Annotated in this window: 25 protein-coding genes; 15 read left to right on the top strand and 10 right to left on the bottom strand. The window is 65.2% G+C overall.

Annotated elements, in window-relative coordinates; translation table 11 throughout:
* Window positions 1-5: 5 nt before the first annotated feature.
* Window positions 6-536, bottom strand: coding sequence for a methylated-DNA--[protein]-cysteine S-methyltransferase (locus XH87_RS06830; protein ID WP_158670060.1), 531 nt, complete (start codon window positions 534-536; stop codon window positions 6-8).
* Between the two features lie 99 nt (window positions 537-635).
* Here XH87_RS06830 and XH87_RS06825 point away from each other — a divergent pair, with 99 nt between their 5' ends.
* Window positions 636-992: a DUF1304 domain-containing protein gene (locus XH87_RS06825; protein ID WP_244429557.1), complete on the top strand. Its 357-nt coding sequence runs from the start codon at window positions 636-638 to the stop codon at window positions 990-992.
* Window positions 993-1,200: 208 nt separating this feature from the next.
* Window positions 1,201-2,427, top strand: coding sequence for an ABC transporter substrate-binding protein (locus tag XH87_RS06820; RefSeq protein ID WP_035702850.1), 1,227 nt, complete (start codon window positions 1,201-1,203; stop codon window positions 2,425-2,427).
* Between the two features lie 99 nt (window positions 2,428-2,526).
* On the opposite strand, the gene XH87_RS06815 is transcribed toward XH87_RS06820, so the two are convergent.
* A complete protein-coding gene (locus XH87_RS06815) occupies window positions 2,527-3,492 on the bottom strand; it encodes a Bug family tripartite tricarboxylate transporter substrate binding protein (protein WP_271586643.1) in 966 nt (321 codons plus the stop codon).
* A 204-nt stretch (window positions 3,493-3,696) separates the two neighbouring features.
* On the opposite strand from XH87_RS06815, the gene proB reads away from it, so the two are divergent.
* From proB to XH87_RS06765, 10 genes are all read left to right on the top strand, one after another.
* Window positions 3,697-4,818 carry a glutamate 5-kinase gene (gene proB, locus XH87_RS06810; RefSeq protein ID WP_271586642.1) on the top strand — a complete coding sequence of 374 codons (1,122 nt, stop codon included), beginning with the start codon at window positions 3,697-3,699 and terminating at the stop codon, window positions 4,816-4,818.
* Between the two features lie 220 nt (window positions 4,819-5,038).
* A complete protein-coding gene (locus XH87_RS06805) occupies window positions 5,039-6,346 on the top strand; it encodes a glutamate-5-semialdehyde dehydrogenase (protein ID WP_271586641.1) in 1,308 nt (435 codons plus the stop codon).
* An 18-nt stretch (window positions 6,347-6,364) separates the two neighbouring features.
* Complete coding sequence (locus XH87_RS06800; protein WP_271586640.1) at window positions 6,365-7,009, top strand: nicotinate-nucleotide adenylyltransferase; 645 nt, start codon at window positions 6,365-6,367, stop codon at window positions 7,007-7,009.
* 197 nt (window positions 7,010-7,206) lie between these two features.
* Complete coding sequence (gene rsfS / locus XH87_RS06795) at window positions 7,207-7,563, top strand: ribosome silencing factor (RefSeq protein WP_024338888.1); 357 nt, start codon at window positions 7,207-7,209, stop codon at window positions 7,561-7,563.
* 109 nt (window positions 7,564-7,672) lie between these two features.
* Window positions 7,673-8,155, top strand: coding sequence for a 23S rRNA (pseudouridine(1915)-N(3))-methyltransferase RlmH (gene rlmH, locus XH87_RS06790; protein WP_158670051.1), 483 nt, complete (start codon window positions 7,673-7,675; stop codon window positions 8,153-8,155).
* 34 nt (window positions 8,156-8,189) lie between these two features.
* Complete coding sequence (locus XH87_RS06785) at window positions 8,190-9,527, top strand: murein hydrolase activator EnvC family protein (RefSeq protein WP_271586639.1); 1,338 nt, start codon at window positions 8,190-8,192, stop codon at window positions 9,525-9,527.
* Complete coding sequence (locus XH87_RS06780; protein ID WP_271586638.1) at window positions 9,524-10,882, top strand: S41 family peptidase; 1,359 nt, start codon at window positions 9,524-9,526, stop codon at window positions 10,880-10,882. The genes XH87_RS06785 and XH87_RS06780 overlap by 4 nt, the downstream gene beginning before the upstream one ends.
* Window positions 10,883-11,048: 166 nt before the next feature.
* Complete coding sequence (locus XH87_RS06775) at window positions 11,049-12,269, top strand: divergent polysaccharide deacetylase family protein (RefSeq protein ID WP_271586637.1); 1,221 nt, start codon at window positions 11,049-11,051, stop codon at window positions 12,267-12,269.
* Between the two features lie 76 nt (window positions 12,270-12,345).
* Window positions 12,346-12,852 carry an RNA pyrophosphohydrolase gene (locus tag XH87_RS06770; protein WP_158670048.1) on the top strand — a complete coding sequence of 169 codons (507 nt, stop codon included), beginning with the start codon at window positions 12,346-12,348 and terminating at the stop codon, window positions 12,850-12,852.
* A 124-nt stretch (window positions 12,853-12,976) separates the two neighbouring features.
* Window positions 12,977-13,477 (top strand): RNA pyrophosphohydrolase, encoded by a 501-nt coding sequence (locus XH87_RS06765; protein WP_271586636.1) that lies wholly within the window; start codon window positions 12,977-12,979, stop codon window positions 13,475-13,477.
* 200 nt (window positions 13,478-13,677) lie between these two features.
* Here the strand turns inward: XH87_RS06765 and XH87_RS06760 are convergent, their stop codons facing one another.
* From XH87_RS06760 to XH87_RS06740, 5 genes are all read right to left on the bottom strand, one after another.
* Window positions 13,678-14,085, bottom strand: a complete 408-nt coding sequence (locus XH87_RS06760) for a F0F1 ATP synthase subunit epsilon (protein WP_271586635.1) — start codon at window positions 14,083-14,085, stop codon at window positions 13,678-13,680.
* Window positions 14,086-14,172: 87 nt separating this feature from the next.
* Entirely contained in the window at window positions 14,173-15,606 is a 1,434-nt protein-coding gene (atpD, locus tag XH87_RS06755) for a F0F1 ATP synthase subunit beta (RefSeq protein WP_025032831.1), read from the bottom strand.
* An 81-nt stretch (window positions 15,607-15,687) separates the two neighbouring features.
* Window positions 15,688-16,560, bottom strand: coding sequence for a F0F1 ATP synthase subunit gamma (locus XH87_RS06750; RefSeq protein WP_158670045.1), 873 nt, complete (start codon window positions 16,558-16,560; stop codon window positions 15,688-15,690).
* Window positions 16,561-16,732: 172 nt separating this feature from the next.
* Window positions 16,733-18,262, bottom strand: a complete 1,530-nt coding sequence (gene atpA / locus XH87_RS06745) for a F0F1 ATP synthase subunit alpha (RefSeq protein ID WP_271586634.1) — start codon at window positions 18,260-18,262, stop codon at window positions 16,733-16,735.
* Entirely contained in the window at window positions 18,262-18,822 is a 561-nt protein-coding gene (locus XH87_RS06740; RefSeq protein WP_035702889.1) for a F0F1 ATP synthase subunit delta, read from the bottom strand. The genes atpA and XH87_RS06740 overlap by 1 nt, the downstream gene beginning before the upstream one ends.
* A 650-nt stretch (window positions 18,823-19,472) precedes the next feature.
* Between XH87_RS06740 and XH87_RS06735 the strand changes: the two genes are divergently transcribed.
* Complete coding sequence (locus XH87_RS06735; protein ID WP_271586633.1) at window positions 19,473-19,970, top strand: septal ring lytic transglycosylase RlpA family protein; 498 nt, start codon at window positions 19,473-19,475, stop codon at window positions 19,968-19,970.
* Between the two features lie 195 nt (window positions 19,971-20,165).
* Here XH87_RS06735 and XH87_RS06730 read toward each other — a convergent pair whose 3' ends face one another.
* Window positions 20,166-22,376 (bottom strand): primosomal protein N', encoded by a 2,211-nt coding sequence (locus tag XH87_RS06730; RefSeq protein ID WP_271586632.1) that lies wholly within the window; start codon window positions 22,374-22,376, stop codon window positions 20,166-20,168.
* A 111-nt stretch (window positions 22,377-22,487) separates the two neighbouring features.
* On the opposite strand from XH87_RS06730, the gene XH87_RS06725 reads away from it, so the two are divergent.
* Together XH87_RS06725 and XH87_RS06720 are read left to right on the top strand one after the other, a co-directional pair.
* Window positions 22,488-23,453 (top strand): tyrosine recombinase XerC, encoded by a 966-nt coding sequence (locus tag XH87_RS06725; RefSeq protein WP_271586631.1) that lies wholly within the window; start codon window positions 22,488-22,490, stop codon window positions 23,451-23,453.
* A 99-nt stretch (window positions 23,454-23,552) separates the two neighbouring features.
* Entirely contained in the window at window positions 23,553-24,143 is a 591-nt protein-coding gene (locus XH87_RS06720; protein ID WP_158672252.1) for a DUF4337 domain-containing protein, read from the top strand.
* Window positions 24,144-24,348: 205 nt separating this feature from the next.
* On the opposite strand, the gene XH87_RS06715 is transcribed toward XH87_RS06720, so the two are convergent.
* Window positions 24,349-24,879, bottom strand: a complete 531-nt coding sequence (locus tag XH87_RS06715; RefSeq protein ID WP_158671359.1) for a hypothetical protein — start codon at window positions 24,877-24,879, stop codon at window positions 24,349-24,351.
* 34 nt (window positions 24,880-24,913) lie between these two features.
* Window positions 24,914-26,314 carry a dihydrolipoyl dehydrogenase gene (gene lpdA, locus XH87_RS06710; RefSeq protein ID WP_271586630.1) on the bottom strand — a complete coding sequence of 467 codons (1,401 nt, stop codon included), beginning with the start codon at window positions 26,312-26,314 and terminating at the stop codon, window positions 24,914-24,916.
* Window positions 26,315-26,334: the final 20 nt, after the last annotated feature.

Raw genomic sequence — 26,334 nt, 5'->3', positions numbered from 1 at the left:
GAGGCCTACACCTCCACACCCTCGTGCCGCAGCAGCCAGCGCTTGCGCTCCAGTCCGCCGCCGTACTTCACCAGTGAACCATCTGCACCGATCAGCCGATGGCAAGGCAGCACCACGCTGATCGGGTTGGAACCATTGGCGTGGCCAACGGCGCGAATGGCTTTGGGCATGCCGATCCTTGCGGCGAGTGCACCATAGCTCAGCGTGGCGCCCGCCGGGATTTGCGCAAGCGCGGTCCAGACCTTTTGCTGGAACGGCGTGCCGGCGATGCGCCACGCGATGCCCGACAGCCGACCGAGTTCGCCTTCGAAATAGCCGGACAACGCCGTCCGCATACCCGCGGGCGCAGGCTGATTACTCAGATCCACCGCGCCGTAATGCAGGCGCAACAGCCCGCGCATGCGGTGCTCGTAATCCTCCCAGTCGAGCGCGCGCAACGCGCCTTCGGCATCGGTGACAAGCAACGCGACCCCGATCGGCGTCGCCAGGCGATCGAGGCCGAAGCGTTCAGGCGTCTTGGTTGATCGAGCGGGCATTGCGTCACCAGGCAATCGAAACACACCCATCGCACTTGCCATGCCGGCCGTGCTAGCGTCCACCCGAAAGCTGACGCTTTGGGGGAGCTCACCTTGAACCTGATCGCCAATGTCCTGGTGGCGCTGGTCGCGGCACTGCACGTCTTCTTCCTGATCCTGGAGATGTTTCTCTGGAACAGGCCGCTGGGCCTGAAAGTGTTTCGGAATTCGCCGGAGAAGGCCGAGATCACGAAGGTGCTGGCGGCCAATCAGGGCCTCTACAACGGCTTCCTGGCTGCCGGCCTGGTCTGGGGCCTCGTGCACGGCAACCCCGCCTTTGGACTTCAGGTCAAGACGTTCTTCCTGCTTTGCGTGATCGTAGCCGGCGCTTATGGCGCCGCCACCGTCAGCCCCCGCATCCTGATGGTGCAGGCGCTGCCGGCGGCGGTCGCGCTGGCTGCGTTGTTCCTGGCCTGAGACGCCTGACCCAAGACTCCCTGACCCAAGACACCCTGACCCAAGAGTCCCTGACCGAAGACTTCCTGGCCTGAGACGCTACGGCGCAGCGCTGCGATCCTTGCGTAGCGGCGAACCTTCCTCCACAATCTTCGGCAGCGATGGCGACCGTTGCAATCAACGGAGAAAGACCGTCGGCCGAAAATTCCGTCAGGAGGAACAGCCCAACATGAACAATCGCAGAGCCTTCATAGCTGCCACGGCGGCGCTCGCCTTCGTGGTCTCCACCAGCCAGGCCCTCGCCCAGAAGAAGTATGACACCGGTGCAAGCGACACCGAGATCAAGATCGGCCAGACCGTGCCGTTCTCCGGCGCCTATTCCGTCTACGCCAATATTGGCAAGACCCAGGCCGCCTACTTCAAGATGATCAACGATCAGGGCGGCATCAACGGCCGCAAGATCAACCTGATCCAGTATGACGACGCCTATTCGCCACCAAAGACCGTCGAGCAGGTGCGCAAGCTCGTCGAGGGCGACGAAGTGCTGTTCACCTTCCAGCTGATCGGCACAGCCGCGAACGCGGCCGTGCAGAAGTACCTCAACGGCAAGAAGGTCCCGCAACTCCTCGCCTCGACCGGCGCCGCGCGCTTCAGCGATCCGCAGAACTATCGCTGGACCATCGCCTACAATCCCAACTACGTGTCCGAGGGGCGAATCTACGCCAAATACATTCTCAAGGAGCATCCCAACGCCAAGATCGGCGTGCTCTACCAGAACGACGACATGGGCCGCGACTATCTGGCCGGCCTCAAGAGCGGCCTCGGCGACAAGGCCGCCAGCATGATCGTCGGCGAGGTCTCCTACGAAGTCACCGACCCGACCGTCGATTCCCAGGTGGTCAAGCTGAAGTCGATGGGGGTCGATCTGTTCTTTGATGCCTCGACGCCGAAATTCGCGGCGCAGGCGATCAAGAAGCTTGCCGATCTCGGCTGGACCCCGGTGCACATCCTCGACATCAATGCGAGCCCGGTGTCGGCGACGCTGAAGCCGGCCGGCCTCGACATCTCCAAGGGCATCATCTCGACCAATTACGGCAAGGATCCCGGCGATCCCCAGTGGAAGGACGATCCGGGCGTGAAGGCCTTCTTCGCCTTCATGGACAAGTATTTCCCGGAGGGCGACAAGCTCAACACCATCAACACCTATGCCTATTCGGTGGCCGAGCTGCTGGTGCAGGTCTTGAAGCAATGCGGCGACGACCTCACGCGCGAGAACGTGATGAAGCAGGCCGCCAACATCAAGGGCTACACGCCGAGCCTGGCGCTGCCCGGCATCAAGATCACCACCGGGCCGAACGACTACCGCGTCAACAAGCAGATGCAGATGATGAAGTTCAACGGCGAACGCTGGGAGCTGTTCGGACCGATCATCGAGGACACGGGCCCGTCGGGTTAGGCCAAGCCGGGGCGCAACTGCCTCAATGCCGTCATGCCCGGGCTTGACCCGGGCATGACGAGTCCGGCCATGACGGCGGAGCGTCGTGCGAGCAAGGCCTCAGTTCTCGATCTTGTATCCCGTCGCTTTCACGATCGGTTGCCACGACGCGATGTTCGCTGCGAGCTCCTTCGTCAATCCGTCCGGTGTCGAGCCGACCGGAATGAGCCCGATCGCGGTGAGCTTTTCCTTCACCTCGGGCTTGGCCAGTGCGGCGCTTGCGGCGGCGCCGAGCTTGCTGGCGAGATCCGGCGGACTGCCGGCGGGAAGCCACATGCCGTACCAGGCATCGGCAACGAGATCGATGCCGCTCTCCCTCAGAGTCGGCACGTCGGGCGCAAAGGGCGAACGTTCCACGCTCGAGACCGCAATGATCTTCACGCCCCTGGCGCGATGTTGCGGCAGCGCGTCGGCCAACGTGGTGATGCCGAACGAGATGTGGCCGCCGACGAGGTCGTTGAGGATGGGCGCGCTGCCACGATAGGGCACGCGGGTAAGGGGAATACCGAGATCCTTCTCGAGCTTGGAGCCCATGAAATGCGGAATCGTGCCGTTGCTCGGCACCCCGAACGAGGTCTTGTCCGGATGCGCCTTGAGCCACGTCACAAAGCTCTTGAAATCGGTGGCGTCGACCGCCGGGTTGATCACCAGCGCAAATTCGAACCGCGCCAGCAGCGATACAGGCACAAAATCCTTGGCGGTGTCGAAGCTCGGTGTCGTCTCCACCATCGGCAGCAGGTACATGGTCGGTCCCGTCGTCACCAGCACCATGCTGCCGTCGGGGCTTGCGCCCTTCACCGCCTTGATGCCGATCAGCCCGTCGCCGCCGGTGCGATTCTCGACCACGATGGTCCGTTGCAGCACTGGGGCCATCTCCTGTGCGATCAGACGGCACAGCGTATCGCCGCCGGCCCCGGCCGCGAAGGGAAAGATGATCTTGCTCAGCCCGGCCTGCGCTTGCGCCTCGCCCGCCTGGGCCAGCAGCGGCAGCCCCAGACATCCGGCCATGAATTTGCGTCGGTCCATACGTTTCCTCTCCAGCCTCGTTTTTGGTTGCCGGCATTAGAACCGGAACGGCGTCCAAGACAAGGCCGCCGTCGGCCGTTTACCCTGTCGCCCGCCTTGCGCCGGCCATCGTCATGCTGCAAAAGCAGGCCTCACCGGCGCCGCCTTTCGCTCCGCCGTTTCTCGATGCAGAGCCATTCGTCACACGCGCCAGCACATACACACATGGCCAGCCCCGAACTCAGTCAATTCCGCCGCATCGTCGTCAAGGTCGGCTCCGCGCTGCTGGTGGATTCCGACAAGGGCGAGGTGCGGGCGTCCTGGCTCGCCGCGCTCGCCGACGACATGGCCAAGCTGCACAAGGAAGGACGCGACGTCCTCGTCGTCTCCTCCGGCTCGATCGCGCTCGGCCGCAGCCGGCTCAAATTGCCGCGCGGCCCGCTGAAGCTGGAAGAGAGCCAGGCCGCAGCCGCCGTCGGCCAGATCGCGCTGGCCCGGATCTGGTCGGAGGTGCTTGGCGCCCACGGCATCGGCGCCGGGCAGATCCTGGTGACGCTCCAGGACACCGAAGAGCGCCGCCGCTATCTCAACGCCCGCTCCACGATCGGCAAGCTGCTGGAATGGCGCGCGATCCCCGTGATCAACGAGAACGACACGGTCGCCACCAACGAGATCCGCTACGGCGACAATGACCGCCTCGCCGCGCGCGTCGCCACGATGGCGAGCGCCGACCTGCTGGTGCTGCTGTCCGACATCGACGGCCTCTACGACGCCCCGCCGAAGAACAACCCGGACGCAAAGCTGATTCCCGTGGTCGAGAGCATCTCCTCGGAGATCGAGGCGGTGGCGGGCGACGCCGAGTCCGAACTGTCGCGCGGCGGCATGCGCACCAAGGTGGAGGCGGCCAAGATCGCCACGACGGGCGGCACGCACATGCTGATCGCCTCCGGCAAGATCGAGCATCCGCTCCAGGCGATCGCCGATGGCGGCCGCTGCACCTGGTTCCTGACGCCGGCCAATCCCATCACCTCGCGCAAACGCTGGATCGCGGGCACGCTGGAGCCGAAGGGCACGCTGACCATAGATGCCGGCGCGGTGACCGCACTGCGCGCCGGCGCCAGCCTGCTGCCCGCCGGCGTGATCAAGGTCGAGGGCCAGTTCGCCCGCGGCGATGCCGTGATCGTGCGCGGCCCTGACGGCAGCGAGGTCGGCCGCGGCCTGATCGCCTACGACGCCGAGGTCGCCGAGCGGATCAAGGGCCGCTCCTCCCCGGACGTGATGGCCATCCTTGGCATCAGCGGGCGATCGGAGATGATTCACCGCGACGATCTGGTCGTGGGCGGGTAGCCCCTTTGCTCCGTCATTCCGGGATGGCCCGAAGGACCAGACCGCACCTGCGCGCCGGGGGATCTCGACATTTCGGTGCTGACGCACCGCCGCGGAATGCGATTGGACTGGGCCACTGAACCAGCTGGCCCGCCATCGGGAGACCAGCCATACCCTCCCCACCCTTCGCAAAAGCGGGATTTCCGTGCTAGGATACCACCTTAGCAGAAGGTTGAACCCCATGGCCGCCCCCCTCAAAGCCGTTGACGGCAATGCCGATCGAGCTGGCGATCTCTTGGCGCTGATGTCCGATCTCGCCGCCCGTGCTCGCGCTGCCGCGCGCGTGCTGGCGCTGGCGCCGCCGGAGCAGAAGAACCGGGCGCTCGAGGCCATGGAGCGGGCGATCCGCGCAAACTCTGCTGCGATTCTCGCTGCCAATGCCGAGGACGTTGCGGAGGCCCGCGCTTCCGGCAACGCCACCTCCTCCTTCATCGACCGCCTGACACTGACCCCGGCGCGCGTCGAAGGGATGGCCGAGGGCATCGGCATCGTGCGCGGCATCGCCGATCCGATCGGGGTCGTCACCGAGAGCTGGCAGAGGCCGAACGGCATGACCATCGAGCGCGTGCGCGTGCCGCTCGGCGTCGTCGGCGTGATCTTCGAGAGCCGGCCCAACGTTGCGGCGGATGCCGGCGTGCTCTGCCTGAAGTCGGGCAATGCCGTGATCCTGCGCGGCGGCTCGGACAGTTTTCGTTCGTGCCGCGCCATCCATGAGTGCCTGGTGCAGGGCCTGCGCGAAGCCGGCCTGCCCGAGGCCGCGATCACGCTGGTGCCGACGCGCGACCGCGCCGCGGTCGGCATGATGCTGTCGGGCCTGAACGGCGCGATCGACGTGATCGTGCCGCGCGGCGGCAAGAGCCTCGTCGCGCGCGTCGAGCAGGAAGCGCGTGTGCCCGTGTTCGCGCATCTCGAAGGCGTCAATCACGTCTATGTCGACGGCAGCGCCGACCTCGCCATGGCGAAGTCGATCGTGCTCAACGCCAAGATGCGACGCACCGGCGTCTGCGGCGCGGCCGAGACGCTGCTGGTCGACCGCGCCGCCGTTGCTGCGAACCTGAAGCCGCTGGTCGAGATGCTGCTCGACGCCGGCTGCGAAGTACGCGGCGACGACGCCGTGCAGAAGACCGATGCACGGGTCAAGCCTGCCAGCGAGGACGATTGGGACACCGAATATCTCGACGCGATCATCGCGGCGAAGGTGGTGGACGGCGTCGACGGCGCGATCGCACACATCCAGAACCACAGCTCGCATCACACCGACGCGATCGTGAGCGCCGATGAGCGTGCGGCGAAGAAATTCCTGAGCGAGGTCGATTCCGCGATCGTGCTGCACAACGCCTCGACGCAGTTCGCCGATGGCGGCGAGTTCGGATTCGGCGCCGAGATCGGGATTGCCACCGGCCGGTTTCACGCCCGCGGCCCGGTCGGCGCCGAGCAGCTGACGAGCTTCAAATATCGCGTCCACGGCACCGGGCAGACCCGGCCCTAGACGTCGCGAGGCGGGGCATTGAGCAGCAAATTCGTCGTGCCGCGTTCCGTGGCGCAAGCAGTTCCGCCCACCACGGAGGGCATGCGCATCGGCCTGCTCGGCGGCTCCTTCAATCCGCCGCATCAGGCGCATCGCGCGATCAGCCGGTTTGCGCTCAAGCGATTGCAGCTCGATCGCGTCTGGTGGCTGGTGACCCCCGGCAATCCGCTCAAGGAGAACGGCACGCTGCACGAGCTCGGCGCGCGCATGCAGGCCGCGCTCGACGTCGCCAACGATCCGCGCATCGAGGTGAGCTGTCTCGAATCCGTCATTCGCACCCGCTATACTATCGACACGATCAACACCTTGCGCCGCCGCTTCCCTGGCTTGCGCTTCGTCTGGATCATGGGCGCCGACAACCTCGCTCAATTCCACCGTTGGCAGGACTGGCGGCGCATCGCCGCCCAGGTGCCAATGGCCATCATCGATCGCCCCCCGGAGAGTTTTCGCGCCCTCGGCTCGCCTGCCGCTCAGGCGCTATCGCGCTACCGTCTGCCGGAGGACAAGGCGGCAGGGCTTGCGGATCGACGGGCTCCGGCCTGGGTATTCCTGACCGGATTGAAGCTGAACCTCTCCTCGACCGGCCTGCGGAACCCGGACGGCAGCTGGAAAGGTACGAAGTGAGACGAAGTGTGCGGGCTGGAGGCTCTCTGGCATATTGAAACCCTTAACCCCACATGATGTAGTGTAACCAGTGAGCGTCGGATTCGGCGTTCGCGATACAGTGAAAGGAATGGTCCCTGACCACATCTGTATTGTCCAAGCCTGTTTTACCCAAGGTTGCCAAGCCTACGCGTAAAACATCGACCAAAGCTGCGGCCTTGAAGGCGCAACCCGACGCCGACAAGACGCTGAGCCTGATCCTCTCCCGCCTCGAGGACATGAAGGCGGAAGAGACGGTCACCATCGACCTTCGCGGCAAATCGGCGTATTCCGACTACATGATCGTCACCACCGGCCGGGTGAACCGGCACGTCGGCGCGATCGCGGAAAACGTCACCAAGAGCCTCAAGGAAAACGGCATCAAGAACATCCATGTCGAGGGCTTGCCCAATTGCGACTGGGTGCTGATCGATTCCGGCGACGTGATCGTGCACGTGTTCAGACCCGAGGTCCGCGAGTTCTACAATCTCGAGCGATTGTACACGCAGGGCCCAGGGGCGGCGAAGGCGATCTAGGCTCATTGAGCCGATTTCGAATCGGCTGACGCGCATGCTAGCGTCGTGCGCGCGCTTGTTGCGCGCGGTCTCGAAGCGCGACCTGAAGATATCAGACCCTGAAGATATCATGCGTGTTGCTGTCATTGCGGTGGGCCGGCTGAAGCAGGGCCCCGAACGGGAGCTTGCCGATCGCTATTTCGAGCGGTTCGACGAGGCCGGCCGCAAGCTTGGATTCCGCGAGCTCAGCATCCACGAAATTCCCGAGAGCCGCGCGCGCGATGCTGCGACACGGATGGCCGAAGAGGCCACGGCGATCTCAGCGCATGTTCCGGAGAGATCCATCCTGGTGGCACTGGACGAGCGCGGCCAGAATCTCGATTCCACCGTATTCGCACGGCATCTCGGGCGCTGGCGCGACGAAGGCGCCGGACATACTGTCTTCGTGATCGGAGGGGCGGACGGACTTTCGCCCGAATTGCGCCGTAAGGCCAAGCTCGCGATCGCGTTCGGCTCTGCGACCTGGCCGCACCAGATGGTCCGCGTCATGCTTCTGGAACAGCTTTATCGGGCCGCCACCATTCTGGCCGGCCATCCCTATCACCGCGCGTGATGCGCGCCACAACGAGCAACTTTGCTGAGAAGCGATGCGAGCGCCGATTCTCAACCTGCTGCTGATCGCCAACGTCGCCGGCGCCAGCCTCGCGCAAGCCCAGATGGCAACGCCGGCGCCGCAGGCCGCAGCCGTCTCGCCCGACGCGATCAAGCAGCGTGAGCAGGAGCTGGAGGCCGCGCGCGCCAGGCAGAAGAGTGCGGAAGAAGCGCAGGCCAAGCTCAAGGCTGAGATCACCGCGCTCGGCCAGGACCGCACCCAGCTCAATCAGCAGCTGATCGAGACCGCCGCCAACGTGCGCACCGTGGAGACCAAGATCGACGAGGCAGAAGCGCGACTGCGCGCGCTGAACGACCGCGAGCAACAGATGCGCATCTCGCTCGATTCGCGCCGTTCCGACATCGTCGAGGTGCTGGCGGCCTTGCAGCGCGCCGGCCGGCGCGCGCCGCCGGCGCTGCTGGTGCGGCCCGAAGATGCGCTGCAATCGCTGCGCACGGCGATGCTGCTCGGCGCCGTCGTGCCGGAATTGCGTGGCCGTGCCGAGAAGATCGCGGGCGAGCTCGGCGAGCTCGTGGCCTTGCGCAAGACCATCGCCACCGAACGCGACCAGCTCGCCGCCGACCGCGACAAGGTCCGCAACGACCAGACCCGACTCACCGCCCTGGTCGACGAGCGGCAGCGCCAGCAGGCGGCACGCGAGAAGGACCTCGATGCCGAGAATTCGCGCGCCATCGCGCTCTCGAGACAGGTCGGCGATCTCCAGGGGCTGATCGCCAAGATGGAGCAGGATCTGCAAAGCGCCGCCAGGGCCGCGGAGAAGGCGGCTGAGGCCGCCAGGCAGGCCGAAGCCAAGCAGGCCGCCAGCGCCAATACGAGTGCCAAGTCCGGTCCGGCCGCCTTCAAGGACCGGTCCCGCACGACCCCGGCGATCGCCTTCGCGTCGGCCAAGGGCCTCCTGCCTCTCCCGGTTAACGGTAACAAGATCAGGGACTTTGGCGGTTCCGACGGGGTCGGCGGGGTTCAGAAGGGCATTTCGCTGGCCACTAGGCCCGGCTCCCAGGTCACGACGCCGTGTGACGGCTGGGTGGTCTATGCCGGCCCATTCCGCAGCTATGGACAACTCTTGATCCTCAATGCCGGGGGCGGGTATCATGTCCTGATCGCCGGGATGGAGCGCATTTCGGTCAACATCGGACAGTTTGTGCTCACGGGGGAGCCGGTCGCGACCATGGGGTCGACATCTCAAGTCGCCTCCATTCTCGCCACGAACGCGAGTCAACCTGTGCTGTATGTCGAGTTCCGTAAGGACGGCACTCCAATCGATCCAGGCCCATGGTGGGCCGCAAATGAAGGCGAGAAGGTTCGCGGATGATGCGCAAGACTTCAGTAATCCTCCTCAGCGCCGCCACCGGTGCGGCGCTGACGCTGTTCGTGACCCAGCCGCGCGCGGTGTTCATGGGCTCCAGCGCGCGAGCCGCCACTGCGGACACCTATCGTCAGCTCAATCTGTTCGGCGACGTCTTCGAGCGCGTGCGCTCCGACTATGTCGAGAAGCCCGACGACACCAAGCTGATCGAATCCGCCATCAGCGGCATGCTCACCGGCCTCGATCCGCATTCGAGCTACATGGACGCCAAGAGCTTCCGCGACATGCAGGTGCAGACCCGCGGTGAGTTCGGCGGCCTCGGCATCGAAGTCACGATGGAAGACGGCCTGATCAAGGTGGTCTCGCCGATCGACGACACGCCGGCCTCCCGCGCCGGCGTCATGGCCAATGACATCATCACCAATCTCGACGACGAGGCGGTGCAGGGCCTGACTCTCAACCAGGCCGTCGAGAAGATGCGCGGCCCGGTCAACACCAAGATCAAGCTCAAGATCATCCGCAAGGGTCAGGACAATCCGATCGACATCACCCTGGTGCGCGACAACATCCGCGTCCGCTCGGTGCGCGCGCGCGTCGAGCAGGACGACATCGCCTATATCCGCATCACCACCTTCAACGAGCAGACCACCGAGGGTCTGAAGCGCGAGATCTCCAACCTCTCGAACCAGATCGGTGACAAGCTCAAGGGCTACATCATCGACCTCCGCAACAATCCGGGCGGCCTGCTCGAGGAAGCGGTCACCGTCTCCGACTCGTTCCTGGAGAAGGGCGAGATCGTGTCGACCCGCGGCCGCAACGCCGAGGAGACCCAGCGCCGCACCGCGCATGCGGGCGACCTGACCAAGGGCAAGCCGGTCATCGTGCTGGTCAATGGCGGCTCGGCCTCGGCGTCGGAAATCGTCGCCGGCGCGCTGCAGGACCACAAGCGCGCGACCATCGTCGGCACGCGCTCGTTCGGCAAGGGCTCGGTGCAGACCATCATTCCGCTGGGAAGCGGCAACGGCGCGTTGCGGCTGACCACCGCCCGCTACTACACGCCGTCGGGCAAGTCGATCCAGGCCAAGGGCATCGTGCCCGACATCGAGGTGCTCCAGGACGTGCCCGACGAGCTGAAGTCGCGCACCGACACCAAGGGCGAGGCTTCGCTGCGCGGCCATCTGAAGAACGACGGCGACGAGAAGACCGGCTCGCAGTCCTACGTCCCGCCCGATGCCAAGGACGACAAGGCGCTCAAGCTTGCCGGCGACCTGCTCCACGGCATCAAGAACAGCGCCTCCGCCGCACCCGCGCCCGGCGGCGACAGCAAGGCCACGGCCGACAGGCCCAAGGCGGCGAACTAAGTCGACGAACTAAGTCGGCGACACGCGCGATCTCACGATCTCACGAAAAAGGGCGGCTCCTCGAGCCGCCCTTTTTGCCTGAAACTCCGCCGTCCCCGTCCTATCCCGGCCTGCCGCCGCTTGACCGCGGCGTGGTATCGTCGGCTGGAGTGATTCGGGATCTCGCATGACTGAAACGGCCGACGATCTGAGCGCCCCGCTCGGACAGGACAAGCCGCGCCGGAAACGCCGGCTGCGGCTTCCGTTCACCGCCATGCAGCTGCTTGCCGTCCTGCTCGGCCTGTTCCTCGCCACCTTCGCCGGCTTCGCCATCTTCAACAGGGACCCGCTCGGCGGCGAGCCGATGACCCGGATCGCGATCCGCGCGCCCAACGCGACGGACAAGGCGACTGATGAGAAGCCGGCCGCCGGGCACGGACCGGACAGCAAGCAGGCAAGCGAGGAGGCGCCGAAGCTGGCCGCCCCCGGCGAGCAGAGGACGATCACCATGATCGACGGCTCGACCGGCGCCCGCCACGACGTGGTGATCGGCGGCGGCGATGCTGCGGACAAGGGCGAGGCGGCGTCCGCCCCGCCGCCCGTCATGGCCGGGATCAATCCGAAGCTGCTGGAGAAATCGCGCTACGGCATGATCCCGGTGTCCGCCGACGGGCTGAAGCCGTTCAACGTCTATGCGGCGGATGCCGACCGCGCCAAGGCCGCCAAGATGCCGGTGGTCGCGATCGTGATCGGCGGCCTCGGCGTCGGCGCCGCCAAGACCCTGGATGCCATCATGAAGCTGCCGCCGGCGGTGACGCTGGCCTTCACGCCCTATGGCGCCGACCCCGGCAAGCTCGCCGAGCGGGCCCGCGCCCAGCGCCACGAGATCTTCCTCCAGATCCCGATGGAGCCCTACGACTTCCCCGACAATGATCCGGGACCGCAGACGCTGCTGACCTCGCTCAGCGCCGACCAGAACATGGACCGCCTCCATTGGCACCTGAGCCGGATGCAGGGCTATGCCGGCCTCACCAATTTCATGGGCGCGCGCTTCATCGCGACCGAGCCGGCGATGCAGCCGATCATCCGCGAAGCGGCCAAGCGCGGCCTCGGCTTCTTCGACGACGGGTCCTCGCCGCGCAGCATCGCGCCCCAGGCCGCGGCGAGTCAGTCCATGCCGTTCGGCAAGGGCGACATCGCCATCGACGTGGTGCCGACGCCGACCGAAATCGACCGCGCCCTGAACAAGCTCGAATCGACGGCGCGCGAGCGCGGCATCGCTGTCGGCACGGCCTCCGCCCTGCCCGTCTCGATCGAGCGCATCGGCGCCTGGACCAAGACTTTGAGCGATCGAGGTATCCTTCTGGTGCCATTGACAACCGCGATGCTGAAATCAAAATCCAGCTAAATCAACGAATTGGTACGGCACGGCTCCCGCGGGGCCGCATCAAGCCGGACCTGAGGCATGCGAAAGGTCTGGCGGAATGGCGCGTTACGAGGATCTGCCCTACCGGACCTGTGTCGGTGTGATGCTGATCAATCCAAAGGGACTGGTGTTCGTCGGCCGCCGTGCCGGCGGCATCGAGCATGTCGATGACGCCCATGTCTGGCAGATGCCGCAGGGCGGCGTCGATCCCGGCGAGGACACCTGGGAGGCCGCCAAGCGCGAGCTCTACGAGGAGACCAGCGTGCGCTCGGTCGAGCGGCTGGGCGAGGTCCCGGACTGGCTCACTTACGACATTCCACGCACGGTTGCCGGGCGGGCCTGGAAGGGCCGCTACCGCGGCCAGCGCCAGAAATGGTACGCGGTGCGCTTCACCGGCAAGGACAGCGAGATCAACGTCGAAAAGCCCGGCGGTGGCGGCCACAAGGCGGAATTCGTCAGCTGGCGCTGGGAGTCGATGAAGAATCTCCCCGAATTGATCATCCCGTTCAAGCGCCCGGTCTATGAGCGCGTGGTGAAGGAATTTTCCGCGCTGGCGGAGGAATGATCCACTGTCGCTCCGGGGCGATACGAAGTATCGAACCCCCGGTGCGCAATTGCGCACCTGAGAGCCTCGAGATTCCGGGTTCGATGCCTCGCATCGCCCCGCAATGACGACAAGGGATCCACGAGTGACCAATGAAAAGCCCTACCGCCCCAACGTGGGGATCGCGCTGTTCAACACCGACGGCCAAGTCCTGATCGGCCATCGCTTCAAGGGTGACGGCCCCGAGATCATCCTGCCGGGGCTCGACTGGCAGATGCCGCAGGGCGGCGTCGACGAGGGCGAAAACTTGCGCGATGCCGCGTTGCGCGAGCTCTGGGAGGAGACCAGCGTCGTCAGCGCCGACTATCTCGGCGAGACCGACTGGTTCACCTACGAGTTTCCGCCCTACGACGGACCGCAGACGCATCGCCTCGCGAAATTCCGCGGGCAGCGCCAGAAATGGTTCGCGCTGCGCTTCACCGGCAAGGATGACGAGATCGACCCGCTGACGCCGCGCAACGGCCAGCCCGCCGAGTTCGACGCCTGGCGCTGGGAGCGCCTCGACCGCGTCGCCGACATCGTGGTGCCGTTTCGCCGCGAGGTCTATCGCGCGGTGGCACAGCAGTTTGCGTCCTTCACAAACTAAAAACTACGAAAACAACCCCATGCACAGTAGCGAAGTGTTTGACACATCGAGATAAAATGGACGGCAACGTGTGGGTATCGCAGCTCCATCGCCGTGCGGCACAGTTTCAGCGCCCGCCACGGTGGTGACGAGCGCTGAACCTGTTCAGGAATTGCTTTGCGGGAAGGTCTTATTCGAGCCCCGGAGCGATGCTCCGGGGCTTAGTGCATAGCCGTGGTGTTGAGCTGCTGCTGGATGCTCTTGAAGTGGTCGAGCCGCTCGATGGCGTGATCGAGCTCGCCGCCTTCATGCTCCTTCAGCCCCTCTTCCATCTCCGCGATGGTCTCGGCGAACTGGGCGCGGTCGAGCTCGGCCAGCGACGTCGCGACGTCGGCGAGCACCGTCAGGCCCCTGTCGGAGACTTCGGCGAGACCGCCGAGCACGATGATCTTTTCGTGGCGGCCAGCCGTGGTCACGGTGAGAATGCCCGGCCGGATCGCAGCCACGACCGGCGCATGTCCCGCCAGCACGCCGAAATCACCCTCGACGCCGGGGATGTCGACCTGGTCGACCTCACCCGAGAAGGCGAGCTTTTCCGGAGAGACGAGATCGAAGTGGAAGGTGGCCATTGAGAACCTGCGAATGGTGAGTAGCGAATGGCGAGTGGCTGAAACAGGGAGCAGCTATTCGCCACTCCCTGTTCGCTATTCGCCAGCTTACGCCGCCTCAGCGGCGAGCTTCTTGCCCTTCTCGACGGCTTCTTCGATGGTGCCGACCATGTAGAAGGCGGCTTCGGGCAAGTGATCGTACTTGCCTTCGACCAGGCCCTTGAAGCCCTTGATGGTGTCGGCGAGGTCGACGAACTTGCCCGGCGAGCCCGTGAAGATTTCGGCGACGTGGAACGGCTGCGACATGAAGCGTTCGACCTTGCGGGCGCGGGCCACGGTCAGCTTGTCCTCTTCCGAGAGCTCGTCCATGCCGAGAATGGCAATGATGTCCTGAAGCGCCTTGTAGCGCTGCAGCACCTGCTGGACCTGACGGGCGACCGCGTAGTGCTCCTCGCCGACGACCAGCGGGGAAAGCATGCGCGAGGTCGAGTCGAGCGGGTCCACCGCCGGGTAGATGCCCTTTTCGGCGATCGAGCGCGACAGCGTGGTGGTCGCGTCAAGATGCGCGAACGAGGTCGCGGGCGCCGGGTCGGTCAAGTCGTCGGCCGGAACGTAGATGGCCTGCACCGAGGTGATCGAGCCCTTCTGCGTGGTGGTGATGCGCTCCTGCAGCGCGCCCATGTCGGTGGCGAGCGTCGGCTGATAACCCACGGCGCTCGGAATACGACCGAGCAGCGCCGACACTTCCGAGCCGGCCTGGGTAAAGCGGAAGATGTTGTCGACGAAGAACAGCACGTCCTGGCCCTTGTCGCGGAAGTCTTCCGCGATGGTCAGGCCGGTGAGCGCGACGCGGGCGCGGGCGCCCGGCGGCTCGTTCATCTGGCCGAACACCAGCGCGCATTTCGACTTCACGCTCGGATCCGGATTCTTCGGATCGGCGTTGACCTTGGACTCGATGAACTCGTGATAGAGGTCGTTGCCCTCGCGGGTGCGCTCGCCGACACCGGCGAACACGGAGTAACCGCCGTGCGCCTTGGCGACGTTGTTGATCAGCTCCTGAATCAGCACGGTCTTGCCGACGCCGGCGCCGCCGAACAGGCCGATCTTGCCGCCCTTGGCGTAGGGAGCGAGAAGGTCGACGACCTTGATGCCGGTGACGAGAATTTCAGCTTCGGTCGACTGGTCGGTGTAGGTCGGCGCTTCCTGGTGGATGGCGCGCAGGCCTTCGGTCTTGACCGGACCGGCTTCGTCGATCGGCTCGCCGATGACGTTGATAATGCGGCCGAGCGTGCCTTCGCCGACGGGAACGCGGATCGGCGCGCCGGTGTCGGTCACTTCCTGGCCGCGGACCAGACCCTCGGTGGTGTCCATCGCGATCGTGCGCACGGTGGATTCGCCGAGATGCTGGGCGACTTCGAGCACCAGGCGGTTGCCGCCGTTCTTGGTCTCCAGCGAATTGAGAATGGCCGGGAGGTGGCCTTCGAACTGCACGTCGACGACGGCGCCGATGACCTGGGTGACGCGACCGACCTGGGCTGCCATTGAATGTCTCCTTCGATCCGAACTTCTAAACCGCGGTCAGCGACCGGGATGTTGCGTGTAATGGGTACTGAAGCGCCTTGATTAGACGGCCTCGGCACCCGAGATGATTTCGATCAGTTCCTTGGTGATCTGCGCCTGACGCGTGCGGTTGTAGACCAGCGTCTGCTTGCGGATCATTTCGCCGGCGTTGCGCGTCGCGTTGTCCATCGCGCTCATCTGCGCGCCGTAGAACGAGGCGTTGTTCTCGAGCAGCGCCCGGAAGATCTGGACCGCGAGGTTGCGCGGCAGAAGGCGGGTGAGGATCTCGTCCTCTTCCGGCTCGTATTCGTAGGACGTCGTGCTCGCGGCAGCGCCCTCCTCGACCACCAGCGGGATGATCTGCTGGGCGGTCGGGATCTGCGCGATCACCGAGCGGAAACGCGAATAGAACAGCGTGCAGACGTCGAACTCGCCGTTGTCGAAGCGCGCCAGGATTTTCTTGGCGATGTCCTCGGCATTGACGAAGCCGAGCTGGCGGACGCTGCGCAGGTCCATGTGCTCGACGATCTGCTTGTCGAACTGGCGGCGGAGCTGCTCGTAGCCTTTGCGGCCGACGCAGAAGAACTTCACGTCCTTGCCCTGCGCCATCAGCGCCAGGGCGCGCTCGCGCGCCAGGCGCACGATCGAGGAGTTGAAGGCGCCGGACAGGCCGCGCTCGCCGGTGCAGACCAGCAGCAGATGCACCTGGTCTCGGCCGGTGCCGGCCAGCAGAACCGGCGCGCCGGGCGAACCCGCAGCGGCGCTGGCGATGTTGGAGATCACCGCGCTCATCTTGTCGGCATAGGGGCGCGCGGCTTCCGCGGCGGTCTGCGCACGGCGCAGCTTGGAGGCGGCGACCATCTGCATGGCCTTGGTGATCTTCTGCGTCGCCTTGGTGGAGGCGATGCGGACGCGCATGTCTTTAAGTGACGCCATTCTTCGTCCCCGACGGTTCGATCCCTCGGATCAAGCCGCTAGCCTATCCCTGTCGTCATGCCCGGGCTCGTCCCGGGCATCCACGTTCTCGTCTGCCACGCGGTAACGCGTGGATGGCCGGGACTTCAGTTGCGAAGACGCGCTTCGCGCTTCAGCCCGGCCATGACGGCGTTTACGCGAAGCTCTTCGCGAAACCTTCGACCACCGACTTCAGCTTGGCGGCGGTGTCGTCGGTGAGATCGCGGGTATCGCGGATCGAGTTGAGGATCTCGACATTCTTGCCGCGCAGCAGCGAGAGCAGACCATCCTCGAACGCGCGCACCTTGTTGAGCGGCAGCGGATCGAGATAGCCGTTGGTGCCGGCCCAGATCACGCAGACCTGCTCTTCCATCTTCAGCGGCGCGAACTGCGGCTGCTTCAAGAGCTCGGTCAGGCGCGAGCCGCGGTTGAGCAGGCGCTGGGTCGAGGCGTCGAGGTCGGAGCCGAATTGCGCGAATGCCGCCATTTCGCGGTACTGCGCGAGCTCGCCCTTGATCTTGCCGGCGACCTTCTTGGTGGCCTTGGTCTGCGCCGAGGAGCCGACGCGCGACACCGACAGGCCGACGTTCACGGCGGGACGGATGCCCTGGAAGAATAGGTCGGTTTCCAGGAAGATCTGGCCGTCGGTGATCGAGATGACGTTGGTCGGGATGTAGGCCGACACGTCGTTGGCCTGGGTTTCGATGACCGGCAGCGCCGTCAGCGAGCCCGAGCCCTGGTCCTTGTTCAGCTTCGCCGCACGCTCGAGCAGGCGGGAGTGCAGATAGAACACGTCGCCCGGATAGGCTTCGCGGCCCGGCGGGCGGCGCAGCAGCAGCGACATCTGGCGGTAGGCGACGGCCTGCTTGGACAAGTCGTCATAGATGATGACCGCGTGCATGCCGTTGTCGCGGAAGTACTCGCCCATGGTGCAGCCGGTGAAGGGCGCGATGTACTGCATCGGCGCCGGATCGGATGCGGTGGCGGCGACGACGATCGAGTATTCGAGCGCGCCCTGCTCTTCCAGCACCTTCACGAACTGGGCGACGGTCGAACGCTTCTGGCCGACCGCGACGTAGACGCAGTACAGCTTGATGTTCTCGTCCGGCTGCGCGTTGAGCGGCTTCTGGTTCAGGATGGTGTCGAGCGCGATCGCGGTCTTGCCGGTCTGACGGTCGCCGATGATCAGCTCGCGCTGGCCGCGGCCGATCGGAATCAGGGCGTCGATCGCCTTGAGGCCGGTCGCCATCGGCTCGCTCACCGACTTGCGCGGAATGATGCCGGGCGCCTTGACGTCGACGCGCATGCGCTTGTCGGCCTGGATCGGGCCCTTGCCGTCGATCGGGTTGCCGAGCGCGTCGACGACGCGGCCGAGCAGGCCCTTGCCGACCGGCGCGTCCACGATGGCGCGGGTGCGCTTGACAGTCTGGCCTTCCTTGATCTCGCGGTCGGCACCGAAAATAACGACGCCGACGTTGTCGGTTTCGAGGTTCAGCGCCATGCCGCGGGTGCCGTTCTCGAACTCGACCATTTCACCGGCCTGAACGTTGTCCAGACCGTAGACGCGGGCGATACCGTCGCCGACGGACAGCACCTGTCCGACTTCGGAGACTTCAGCTTCCTGGCCGAAATTCTTGATCTGGTCCTTGAGGATCGCGGAAATTTCCGCGGCGCGGATGTCCATCAGCCTGCCTCTTTCATCGCGTGCTTGATCGAATTGAGTTTGGTGCGAAGCGAACCATCCACCATGCGGCTGCCCAGCTTGACGACGAGGCCACCGATGATCGAGGGATCGACTTTCACGTTCAGCGCGACGTCCTTGCCGGTCACCGACTTCAGGGCAACCTTGAGGGCATCGAGATTCTTGTCCGAGAGCGTTTCCGCCACGGTGACGTCGGCCGTCGTCTCGCCTTTGAACCTGGCGACGAGGGCGCGGTAGGCGCGGATGACGTCGGCCACCGCGAACAGGCGGCGGTTGGCGGTCAGCACTCTGAGGAAGTTGGCGGAGATGCCGGCAATGCCGGCCTTTGCCAGCACGGCCGCAAGGGCCTTCGACTGGGCGTCGGCCGCGAACACCGGGCTGCGGACGAGGCGCTTGAGATCAGCGCTCTCGTTCAGCAAGGCATCGAATTTGTCGAGATCGGCTTTGACCTCGTCGACCACTTTCTGGTCGCGGGCCAGTTCAAACAAGGCCGTTGCATAACGGCCGGACACACCTGAAACGGACGTATCTTCTGCAGCCACAGACGCGCTCTTTTTGCTGTCAAACTCGCAAGGGAAAAACCGTCGCCACGAAGCGGCGCCTAGCGATCCAAGCCCTTGGAATTCAAGCGGGACTTCGATTTTCGACCAGCACGGGAGGTGCCGGACTCGTTAAAATCGCGGCTTTGCTAACATAGCAGGCGCGCAGGTGCAACATGACGCCAAATTAAAGGCACGCTGTTCTGTCGCCAGTTCGTCGCAGCGGGCGACGCTGCGAGGGCGGCGGCGGCGCGCTCAGACCGACACCCTCCCGCGACGCGAAAATTGCCGGGCGCCGACCGGCGGTTGGTTCCTGCCGGCAACGCATAGCCGCCATGAACACGGATCGCTGAGGCGTGATTCCAACCTCTCCGGTTCCACTCGCCGAATACTTACCGAATTCTAAACAATCGAAGCGATGACTTCGCTTTACAGTATTTACAAGTAATAATCAGATTAATGAATCGTTAAATCCAAAGATTGCGGAACCCCTCCTGAATATCCCGCGCCGGTAACAAGATGTTTCATGATGATACATAGCGGATTTACTGCCTAATTCATGCCTCATTGGGAATCGAAACGCCAAACCGCTCACAAACTGATGGGGGCTCCACTAGCCACATATGTGGCAATACTAGCTTAGGGACCACTAAATGCTGTCTTTGAAGACGCTGGGCTCCGTGACCCGGCCGCGTACGGCGATTGCCTTTGTTGCCGCAACTCTCCTGATCGGTGGAACTGCCACCGAGGCTTCCGCCAAATCCCGGCATCATCGGCATCATCATCGCCATCACGCCCAGACCGATACCAACGCGACCTCCGATTGGCGCAATGCCAATGCGTCGATGACGCCGACCTCCGGCACCGGCCGCAGCTTCTCCGGCATGGCCTCCTATTACGGCAACGAGTCCGGCAGCCGGACCGCGTCGGGCCAGCGCTTCAACCAGAACGCCATGACCGCGGCGCACCGCTCGCTGCCGTTCGGCACCAAGGTGCGCGTCACCCATCGCGGCCAGAGCGTCGTCGTCACCATCAACGACCGCGGCCCGTTCATTCGCGGCCGTGTCCTCGACCTCTCCACTGGCGCTGCCCGCGCCATCGGCCTGACCGGCGCCGGCGTCGGCCGCGTCACCGCGGAAGTCGTCTCCTGACGGGGCGCTTCAAGCGCCTGTCCTCACACGCGCAGTTTCCATCAGTTTGATGCGCGCGTGAGACAAGCCCGTGGTCTTGGGGGACCGCGGGCTTTTTTGTTGGCTAAGTCATTCCGGGGCGCGCGAAGCGCGAGCCCGGAATCTCGAGATTCCGGGTTCGACGCTGCGCATCGCCCCGGAATGACGGCGCAAATCCTACAAAAAGCTCTGCGGATCGACGTCGACTTCGAGCTTCAGATTGCCCGTCGGCTTCGGGCAGACCGCGAGCCAGTTGCGCAAGTAATCCGACAGATCGAAGCCGCGCGCCGATTTCACCAGGATGCGGAAGCGGTAGCGGCCTTTGATCACGGCGAGCGGCGCTTCGGCCGGGCCGAGCACCACGACGCGCTCGTCGCGCGGCGCGAGCGCAACGAGCTTGCGGCCGAAACCATCCGCGCTCGGGCGGTCGCCTGCCGAGATGATCAGGCTGGCGAGCCGGCCGAACGGCGGATAGAGCGTCTTCTCGCGCAGATTGATCTCGCTGTCGTAGAAGGCCTCGCGATCGCAGGCGATCAGCGCCTTCATCACGGGATGATCGGGTTGGTGGGTCTGGAGATAGCCGACGCCGCGGCCCTGCTCGCGGCCGGCACGGCCGATCACCTGGTTGAGCAATTGCCAGGTGCGCTCCGCCGCGCGCGGATCGCCGTTCGACAGACCAAGATCCGCATCGACCACGCCGACCAGATTGAGCCGCGGGAAATTGTGGCCTTTTGCCACGAGCTGCGTGCCGATGATGATGTCGACGCGGCCCTCGGCGATCTCGGCAAGCTCGCTTCGCATCGTCTCGATCGAGGTGATGAGATCGCTCGACAGCACCATGGTGCGGGCTTGCGGGAACAGCGCCGCCGCCTCCTCCTGCAGGCGCTCGACGCCGGGTCCGACCGCCACCAGCGACTCCTCCGCCGAACAGTTCGGACAGAGATGCGGGCGGGGCATCGAGAAGCCGCAATGGTGACAGACCAGACGCTGACGAAAACGGTGATCGACCAGCCAGGCATCGCAGATGGTGCAGGCGAAGCGATGGCCACAGGTACGGCACAGCGTCAGCGGCGCATAGCCGCGGCGGTTGAGGAACAGCAGCGCCTGCTCGCGCCGCTCGATTGCGATTCTGATCTCGCCGGCAAGCCACGGCGAGATGAAGCGCCCGCGCGCGGGCGGCTCGCGGCGCAGATCGATCGCCTCGATATGCGGCATGTGCTGGCCGCCGAAGCGCGAGGGCAGCGCGATGCGCTGGTAGCGGTTCTTGCGCGCATTGACCTCGGATTCGACCGACGGCGTCGCGGACGCCAGCACGATCGGAATCTTCGCGATATGCGCGCGCACCACCGCCATGTCCCGTGCGTGATAGTGCACGCCGTCGTCCTGCTTGTAGGCCTGGTCGTGCTCTTCGTCGACGACGATGAGGCCGAGATTGGCGTAGGGCAGAAACAGCGCCGAGCGCGCGCCGACCACGACGGGCGCTGAGCCTTCGGCGATCGCGGCCCAATTGCGCGCGCGGGTGCGCGGGGTGAGCTCGGAATGCCATTCGATCGGCCGCACGCCGAAGCGCTGCGCGAAGCGATCGAGGAACTGGCCGGTGAGCGCGATCTCCGGCATCAGGATCAGCGACTGCTTGCCGCGGCGGATCACCTCGGCCACGGCTTCGAAATAGACCTCGGTCTTGCCCGAGCCGGTGACGCCGTCGAGCAGCGCGACGTGGAAGGTGCCGTTGGCCGCGAGCGCGCGCATCGCATCCACACCGGCACGCTGCAGCGGCGAAAAATCCGGCCGGCCGAATTCAGGATCGGGCGCGGGCGGCGGCGGAGGCGGCGGCATCGGCTCGACCGTGAGCGTGCCTTCGTCGACGAGGCCGTCGATCACGCCGGCGGAGACGCCCGCTTCCCTGGCCGCCTCGGACTTGCCGTGCAGCAGCCGGTCGGACAGCACCGCGATCACCCGCTGCCGCGCCGGCGTCAGGCGCTTCGGGGGATCGCCGACCAGGCGAACGCCGGCGCGCACCCGCTCGGGACCGAGAGTCTCGCCCATGCGCAGGCACATGCGCAGCACCATGCCGCGCGGGCTCAGCGTGTAATTGGCGACCCAGTCGACCACCTGGCGCAGCTCGGGCTTCAGTGGCGGGATGTCGAGCTTTTCGCTGACCTCCTTGAGGCGATTGTGCAGGCGCGGATCCGGATTGGCATTCTCGCCCCACACCACGGCCAGGACCTCGCGGGGCCCCAGCGGCACGCCGACGAGATCGCCGGCCTTCAGCTCCATTCCCCGCGGCACCTTGTAGGAATAGGTCTGGTCGAGCGCGACCGGCACCAGCACGTCGACCATGCGAGTCGCGTTGGCGGGGGCGGTGTGGCTGCGCGGCGATTGGTCCATGAGCTGAGAATCGGAACCGGGGGCCTCGAGGCTAGCGCCGTGCGGCGGCCTTAGCGAACGATAAACGGGTGTGATGCGATATACTGTGCGGAATCACCACGTCCAGAGCGAATGAGCAAAGCGGCCGTCCCACCCATCGAGCTCGCCAGCGCCGATCCCTCGATCGCGCAGGAGATGGCGCGCTGGCTGTCGCATCTCGGCGCCGAGCGGCGGCTGTCGCCGAAGACGCTGGAGGCCTATGGCCGCGACTTGCGGCAGTGCCTGGATTTCCTCAGCAATCATTGGGGCGAGCGCGTCACGCTGGCGCGCTTCGCGGCGCTGGAAGCCACCGACGTCCGCGCCTTCATGGCGATGCGCCGCGCCGACGACATTGCCGGACGCAGCCTGATGCGGGCGCTGGCGGGCCTGCGCTCGTTCGGACGCTTCCTCGAACGCGAAGGCAAGGGCAAGGTCGGCGCACTCTCCGCGATCCGCGCGCCAAAAGTTGCAAAGAGCCTGCCGAAGCCGCTGCCGATGGCATCGGCCAAACGTCTCGCCGATGCCGACGAGCGCGCCGGCGAGGAACGCGAGACCTGGATCCTGGCGCGCGACGCTGCGGTGATGGCGCTGCTGTACGGCTCTGGGCTGCGCATCTCCGAAGCTCTGGGCCTGAAGCGCCGCGAGGTGCCGCGCCCCGGCGAAGGCGACGTGCTGATCGTCACGGGCAAAGGCAACAAGACCCGTATGGTGCCCGTGCTGCAGAACGTGCTGGAGCTCGTGCAGGAATACGTTTCGATGTGCCCGTATCCGCTGCCGGCGGAGGGCCCGATCTTCGTCGGCGCGCGCGGCGGCCCCTTGAGCCCGCGCATCATCCAGCTCGCGATGGAGCGGCTGCGCGGCGCGCTGGGTCTTCCCGACAGCGCCACGCCGCACGCGCTCCGCCATTCCTTCGCCACGCATCTGCTCTCGCGCGGCGGCGACTTGCGCGCCATCCAGGAATTGCTCGGCCATTCCTCGCTCTCGACCACGCAGGTCTATACCGGCATCGATTCCGAGCGATTGCTGGAAGTCTATGCCAGCGCGCATCCGCGGCGCTGACGCCTTCAGGCTGACACACTCTCGTCATGGCCCGCGTGCCTCTTGCGCGGCGCCCGCGGTTCGGTCAAATCGTTACGGAACCGAGGCAGGAGAGACATTATGGGCGCACATGAAAGCATGGAGCATGCCGAGCACGCCGAACACGCGTCCGGCTCGAACAAGAAGATCGCGCTCCTGATCGCCGTGCTGGCGCTGTTCCTGGCGATCTCGGAGACGCTCGGCAAGGGCGCCCAGACCGAATCGATCAGCAAGAACGTCGAGGCCGCCAACCTCTGGGCGTTCTTCCAGGCCAAGAGCATCCGCCGCACCGTGGTGCTGACTGCGGCAGAACAAGGCAAGCTGACGCTGGGCGGTACGACCGACGATGCCATGAAGGCGGCGGTGCAGAAGCAGGTCGACGACTGGACCAGAACCGCGCAGCGCTACCGCTCCGAGCCGGAGACCGGCGAAGGCACCGAGCAGCTCGCCGAGAAGGCCAAGCACGCCGAGCACGCTCGCGACGAGGCGACCGCGAAATACCATCACTTCGAGCTGGCGTCGGCCGCCTTCCAGATCGGCATCGTGCTGGCCTCGGCCACCATCATCACCGGCATGCTCGCGCTGGCCTATGTCAGCGGCGTGCTGACGCTCGCCGGCCTCCTCATGACCGCGCTCGGCCTGTGGTGGCCGCATTTCCTACATTTGCATTAGAGCATGATCCGGAAAAGTGCGCAGCGGTTTTCCGAAAAGATCATGCTTAAACAACAACCTAAAGCGCGATGACGATTCGTCCTAGTCGCATCGCGCTTTAGGACCTCTAGCCCGGATGAGCGAAACGATGTCCGGGAAGCCACGACGTGAAATCCCGGATATCGCTTCGCTCATCCGGGCTACGCGACCGTCATTGTGGCGAAGATCACCGCGCCTGGTGCACGCTCTTGCGGAAGCGCTGGATCATGCGCAGCGCGCGGTAGGACCACCCTTCGCCGCTGCCGGCGATCAGCTCGCGGATGCGGCGCTTGATCGGATCGACGAGCTCGGCGGCCTTGGCGCGCACCTTCAGCACCAGGTCGTAGATGCGCTCGAACCAGTGCATCTCCAGAAGCTTGGCGCGTGTCACGTCGAAAACGAAGGCGGTGACGCCGACGCCGACCAGCTTGGCGAACACGATCGTGAAGACCGCGCTGGTCCAGTATTCATGCGCGAGCAGCCAGAGGCCGACCAGCTTGAGCGGAAACAGCGGCACGATCGGGACCGCGAACACGATCAGCGTCATGGCCGGCGACAGCGCATCGACGCGCTCCGTCAGCCATTGCTTGAACCGCGCCAGCGGGATGGCTGCGACGACCTTCGCAACGATCGGCTCGAGGTGGTCCCACAGCCAGGCTTCGATCAGGAAGATGATCGCAAGCAGGACCCAGACCGGTTGAAGGAGGCGGCGCAGCATATGTTTCCCGCCCGATTCGGTGCTGGGCGCGTGCCTACATATGGATAGCCCGCTTGCCGACTGCAAGCGCGGCTTCCTTGACCGCCTCCGAGCGGGTCGGATGGGCGTGGCAGGTGCGCGCGAGATCTTCCGCACTGCCACCAAACTCCATGAGAACACACGCTTCATGGATCATTTCGCCGGCTTCGCGGCCGATAATGTGCACGCCGAGAACGCGATCTGTCTTCGCATCTGCGAGAATCTTTACAAAGCCGTCGGTGGTCTGGTTGACCTTGGAGCGGCCGTTGGCGGTGAACGGAAACTTTCCGACGGTATAAGCGGTGCCCGCCTGCTTCAGTTCCTCCTCGGTCTTGCCGACGGAGGACACTTCCGGTGTGGTATACACGACGCCGGGGATGACGTCGTAGTTCACGTGGCCGGCCTGTCCGGCGATGATCTCCGCGACTGCAACGCCTTCATCCTCGGCCTTGTGCGCGAGCATGGGCCCAGCGACGACATCGCCGATGGCATAGACGCCCTTCAGGCTGGTGGCGAAATGCGGATCGATCTGCACGCGGCCGCGCGCGTCGAGCGCGATGCCGGCTTCCTTCAGGCCGAGACCGTCGGTGTAGGGCACGCGGCCGATGCAGACCAGAACGACGTCGGCTTCCAGCGTCTCGGCAGCGCCGCCGGCGGCGGGCTCGATCGTCGCCTTCAGCGTCTTGCCGGAAGTGTCCACGCCCGTGACCTTGGCCCCGAGCTTGAACGCAAAGCCCTGCTTCTCCAGCATGCGCTGGAATTGCTTGGCGATCTCGCCATCCATGCCGGGCAGAATGCGGTCGAGGAATTCCACGACGACGACTTCGGCGCCGAGACGGTGCCAGACCGAGCCGAGCTCGAGGCCGATCACGCCGGCGCCGACGATGAGCAGCTTGCCGGGCACCTTGTCGAGCGACAGCGCGCCCGTGGACGACACGATGCGCTTCTCGTCGATCTCAATGCCCTTGAGACGCGCGATGTTGGAGCCGGTGGCGATCACGATGTTTCTGGTCTCGACCACCTGAGACTTGCCGTCGGCGGAGACTTCGACCTTGCCGGTCCCGAGGATCTTGCCGGTGCCCTTGAGCACGTCGACCTTGTTCTTCTTCATCAGGAACTCGACGCCCTTGACGTTGCCGTCGATGCCCTGCTGCTTGAAGTTCATCATCGCCGGCAGATCGAGCTTCGGCGACGAGACCGACACGCCCATCTTGGCGAAGGAGTGCGCGGCTTCCTCGAACATTTCGGAGGCGTGCAGCAGCGCCTTCGAGGGCATGCAGCCGACATTGAGGCAGGTGCCGCCAAGGGTGGCGTTCTTTTCGACCACGGCGACTTTCATGCCGAGCTGGCTAGCGCGCACCGCGCAGACATAACCGCCCGGTCCGGTGCCGATGACGACGAGATCGTAGGTAGCCATGAGAGAAAGTCCCGTAAGGT

It is taken from the genome of Bradyrhizobium sp. CCBAU 53415 (assembly GCF_028128735.1).
Lineage (GTDB): Bacteria > Pseudomonadota > Alphaproteobacteria > Rhizobiales > Xanthobacteraceae > Bradyrhizobium.
Note: the sequence above shows the minus strand (reverse complement) of the source record. Positions and strands in the feature narration are given on the sequence as shown.

Excerpts from the sequence above, each read along its gene's own strand:
- XH87_RS06735 (WP_271586633.1), top strand. The coding sequence starts at position 19,473 with ATGCTGTCTTTGAAGACGCTGGGCTCCGTGACCCGGCCGCGTACGGCG.
- XH87_RS06780 (WP_271586638.1), top strand. The coding sequence starts at position 9,524 with ATGATGCGCAAGACTTCAGTAATCCTCCTCAGCGCCGCCACCGGTGCG.
- atpD (WP_025032831.1), bottom strand. The coding sequence starts at position 15,606 with ATGGCAGCCCAGGTCGGTCGCGTCACCCAGGTCATCGGCGCCGTCGTC.
- XH87_RS06725 (WP_271586631.1), top strand. The coding sequence starts at position 22,488 with ATGAGCAAAGCGGCCGTCCCACCCATCGAGCTCGCCAGCGCCGATCCC.
- XH87_RS06750 (WP_158670045.1), bottom strand. The coding sequence starts at position 16,560 with ATGGCGTCACTTAAAGACATGCGCGTCCGCATCGCCTCCACCAAGGCG.
- XH87_RS06830 (WP_158670060.1), bottom strand. The coding sequence starts at position 536 with ATGCCCGCTCGATCAACCAAGACGCCTGAACGCTTCGGCCTCGATCGC.
- XH87_RS06715 (WP_158671359.1), bottom strand. The coding sequence starts at position 24,879 with ATGCTGCGCCGCCTCCTTCAACCGGTCTGGGTCCTGCTTGCGATCATC.
- proB (WP_271586642.1), top strand. The coding sequence starts at position 3,697 with ATGGCCAGCCCCGAACTCAGTCAATTCCGCCGCATCGTCGTCAAGGTC.
- XH87_RS06770 (WP_158670048.1), top strand. The coding sequence starts at position 12,346 with ATGGCGCGTTACGAGGATCTGCCCTACCGGACCTGTGTCGGTGTGATG.
- atpA (WP_271586634.1), bottom strand. The coding sequence starts at position 18,262 with ATGGACATCCGCGCCGCGGAAATTTCCGCGATCCTCAAGGACCAGATC.
- rlmH (WP_158670051.1), top strand. The coding sequence starts at position 7,673 with ATGCGTGTTGCTGTCATTGCGGTGGGCCGGCTGAAGCAGGGCCCCGAA.
- XH87_RS06785 (WP_271586639.1), top strand. The coding sequence starts at position 8,190 with ATGCGAGCGCCGATTCTCAACCTGCTGCTGATCGCCAACGTCGCCGGC.
- XH87_RS06720 (WP_158672252.1), top strand. The coding sequence starts at position 23,553 with ATGGGCGCACATGAAAGCATGGAGCATGCCGAGCACGCCGAACACGCG.
- XH87_RS06820 (WP_035702850.1), top strand. The coding sequence starts at position 1,201 with ATGAACAATCGCAGAGCCTTCATAGCTGCCACGGCGGCGCTCGCCTTC.
- XH87_RS06760 (WP_271586635.1), bottom strand. The coding sequence starts at position 14,085 with ATGGCCACCTTCCACTTCGATCTCGTCTCTCCGGAAAAGCTCGCCTTC.
- XH87_RS06775 (WP_271586637.1), top strand. The coding sequence starts at position 11,049 with ATGACTGAAACGGCCGACGATCTGAGCGCCCCGCTCGGACAGGACAAG.
- XH87_RS06730 (WP_271586632.1), bottom strand. The coding sequence starts at position 22,376 with ATGGACCAATCGCCGCGCAGCCACACCGCCCCCGCCAACGCGACTCGC.
- XH87_RS06805 (WP_271586641.1), top strand. The coding sequence starts at position 5,039 with ATGGCCGCCCCCCTCAAAGCCGTTGACGGCAATGCCGATCGAGCTGGC.
- XH87_RS06815 (WP_271586643.1), bottom strand. The coding sequence starts at position 3,492 with ATGGACCGACGCAAATTCATGGCCGGATGTCTGGGGCTGCCGCTGCTG.
- lpdA (WP_271586630.1), bottom strand. The coding sequence starts at position 26,314 with ATGGCTACCTACGATCTCGTCGTCATCGGCACCGGACCGGGCGGTTAT.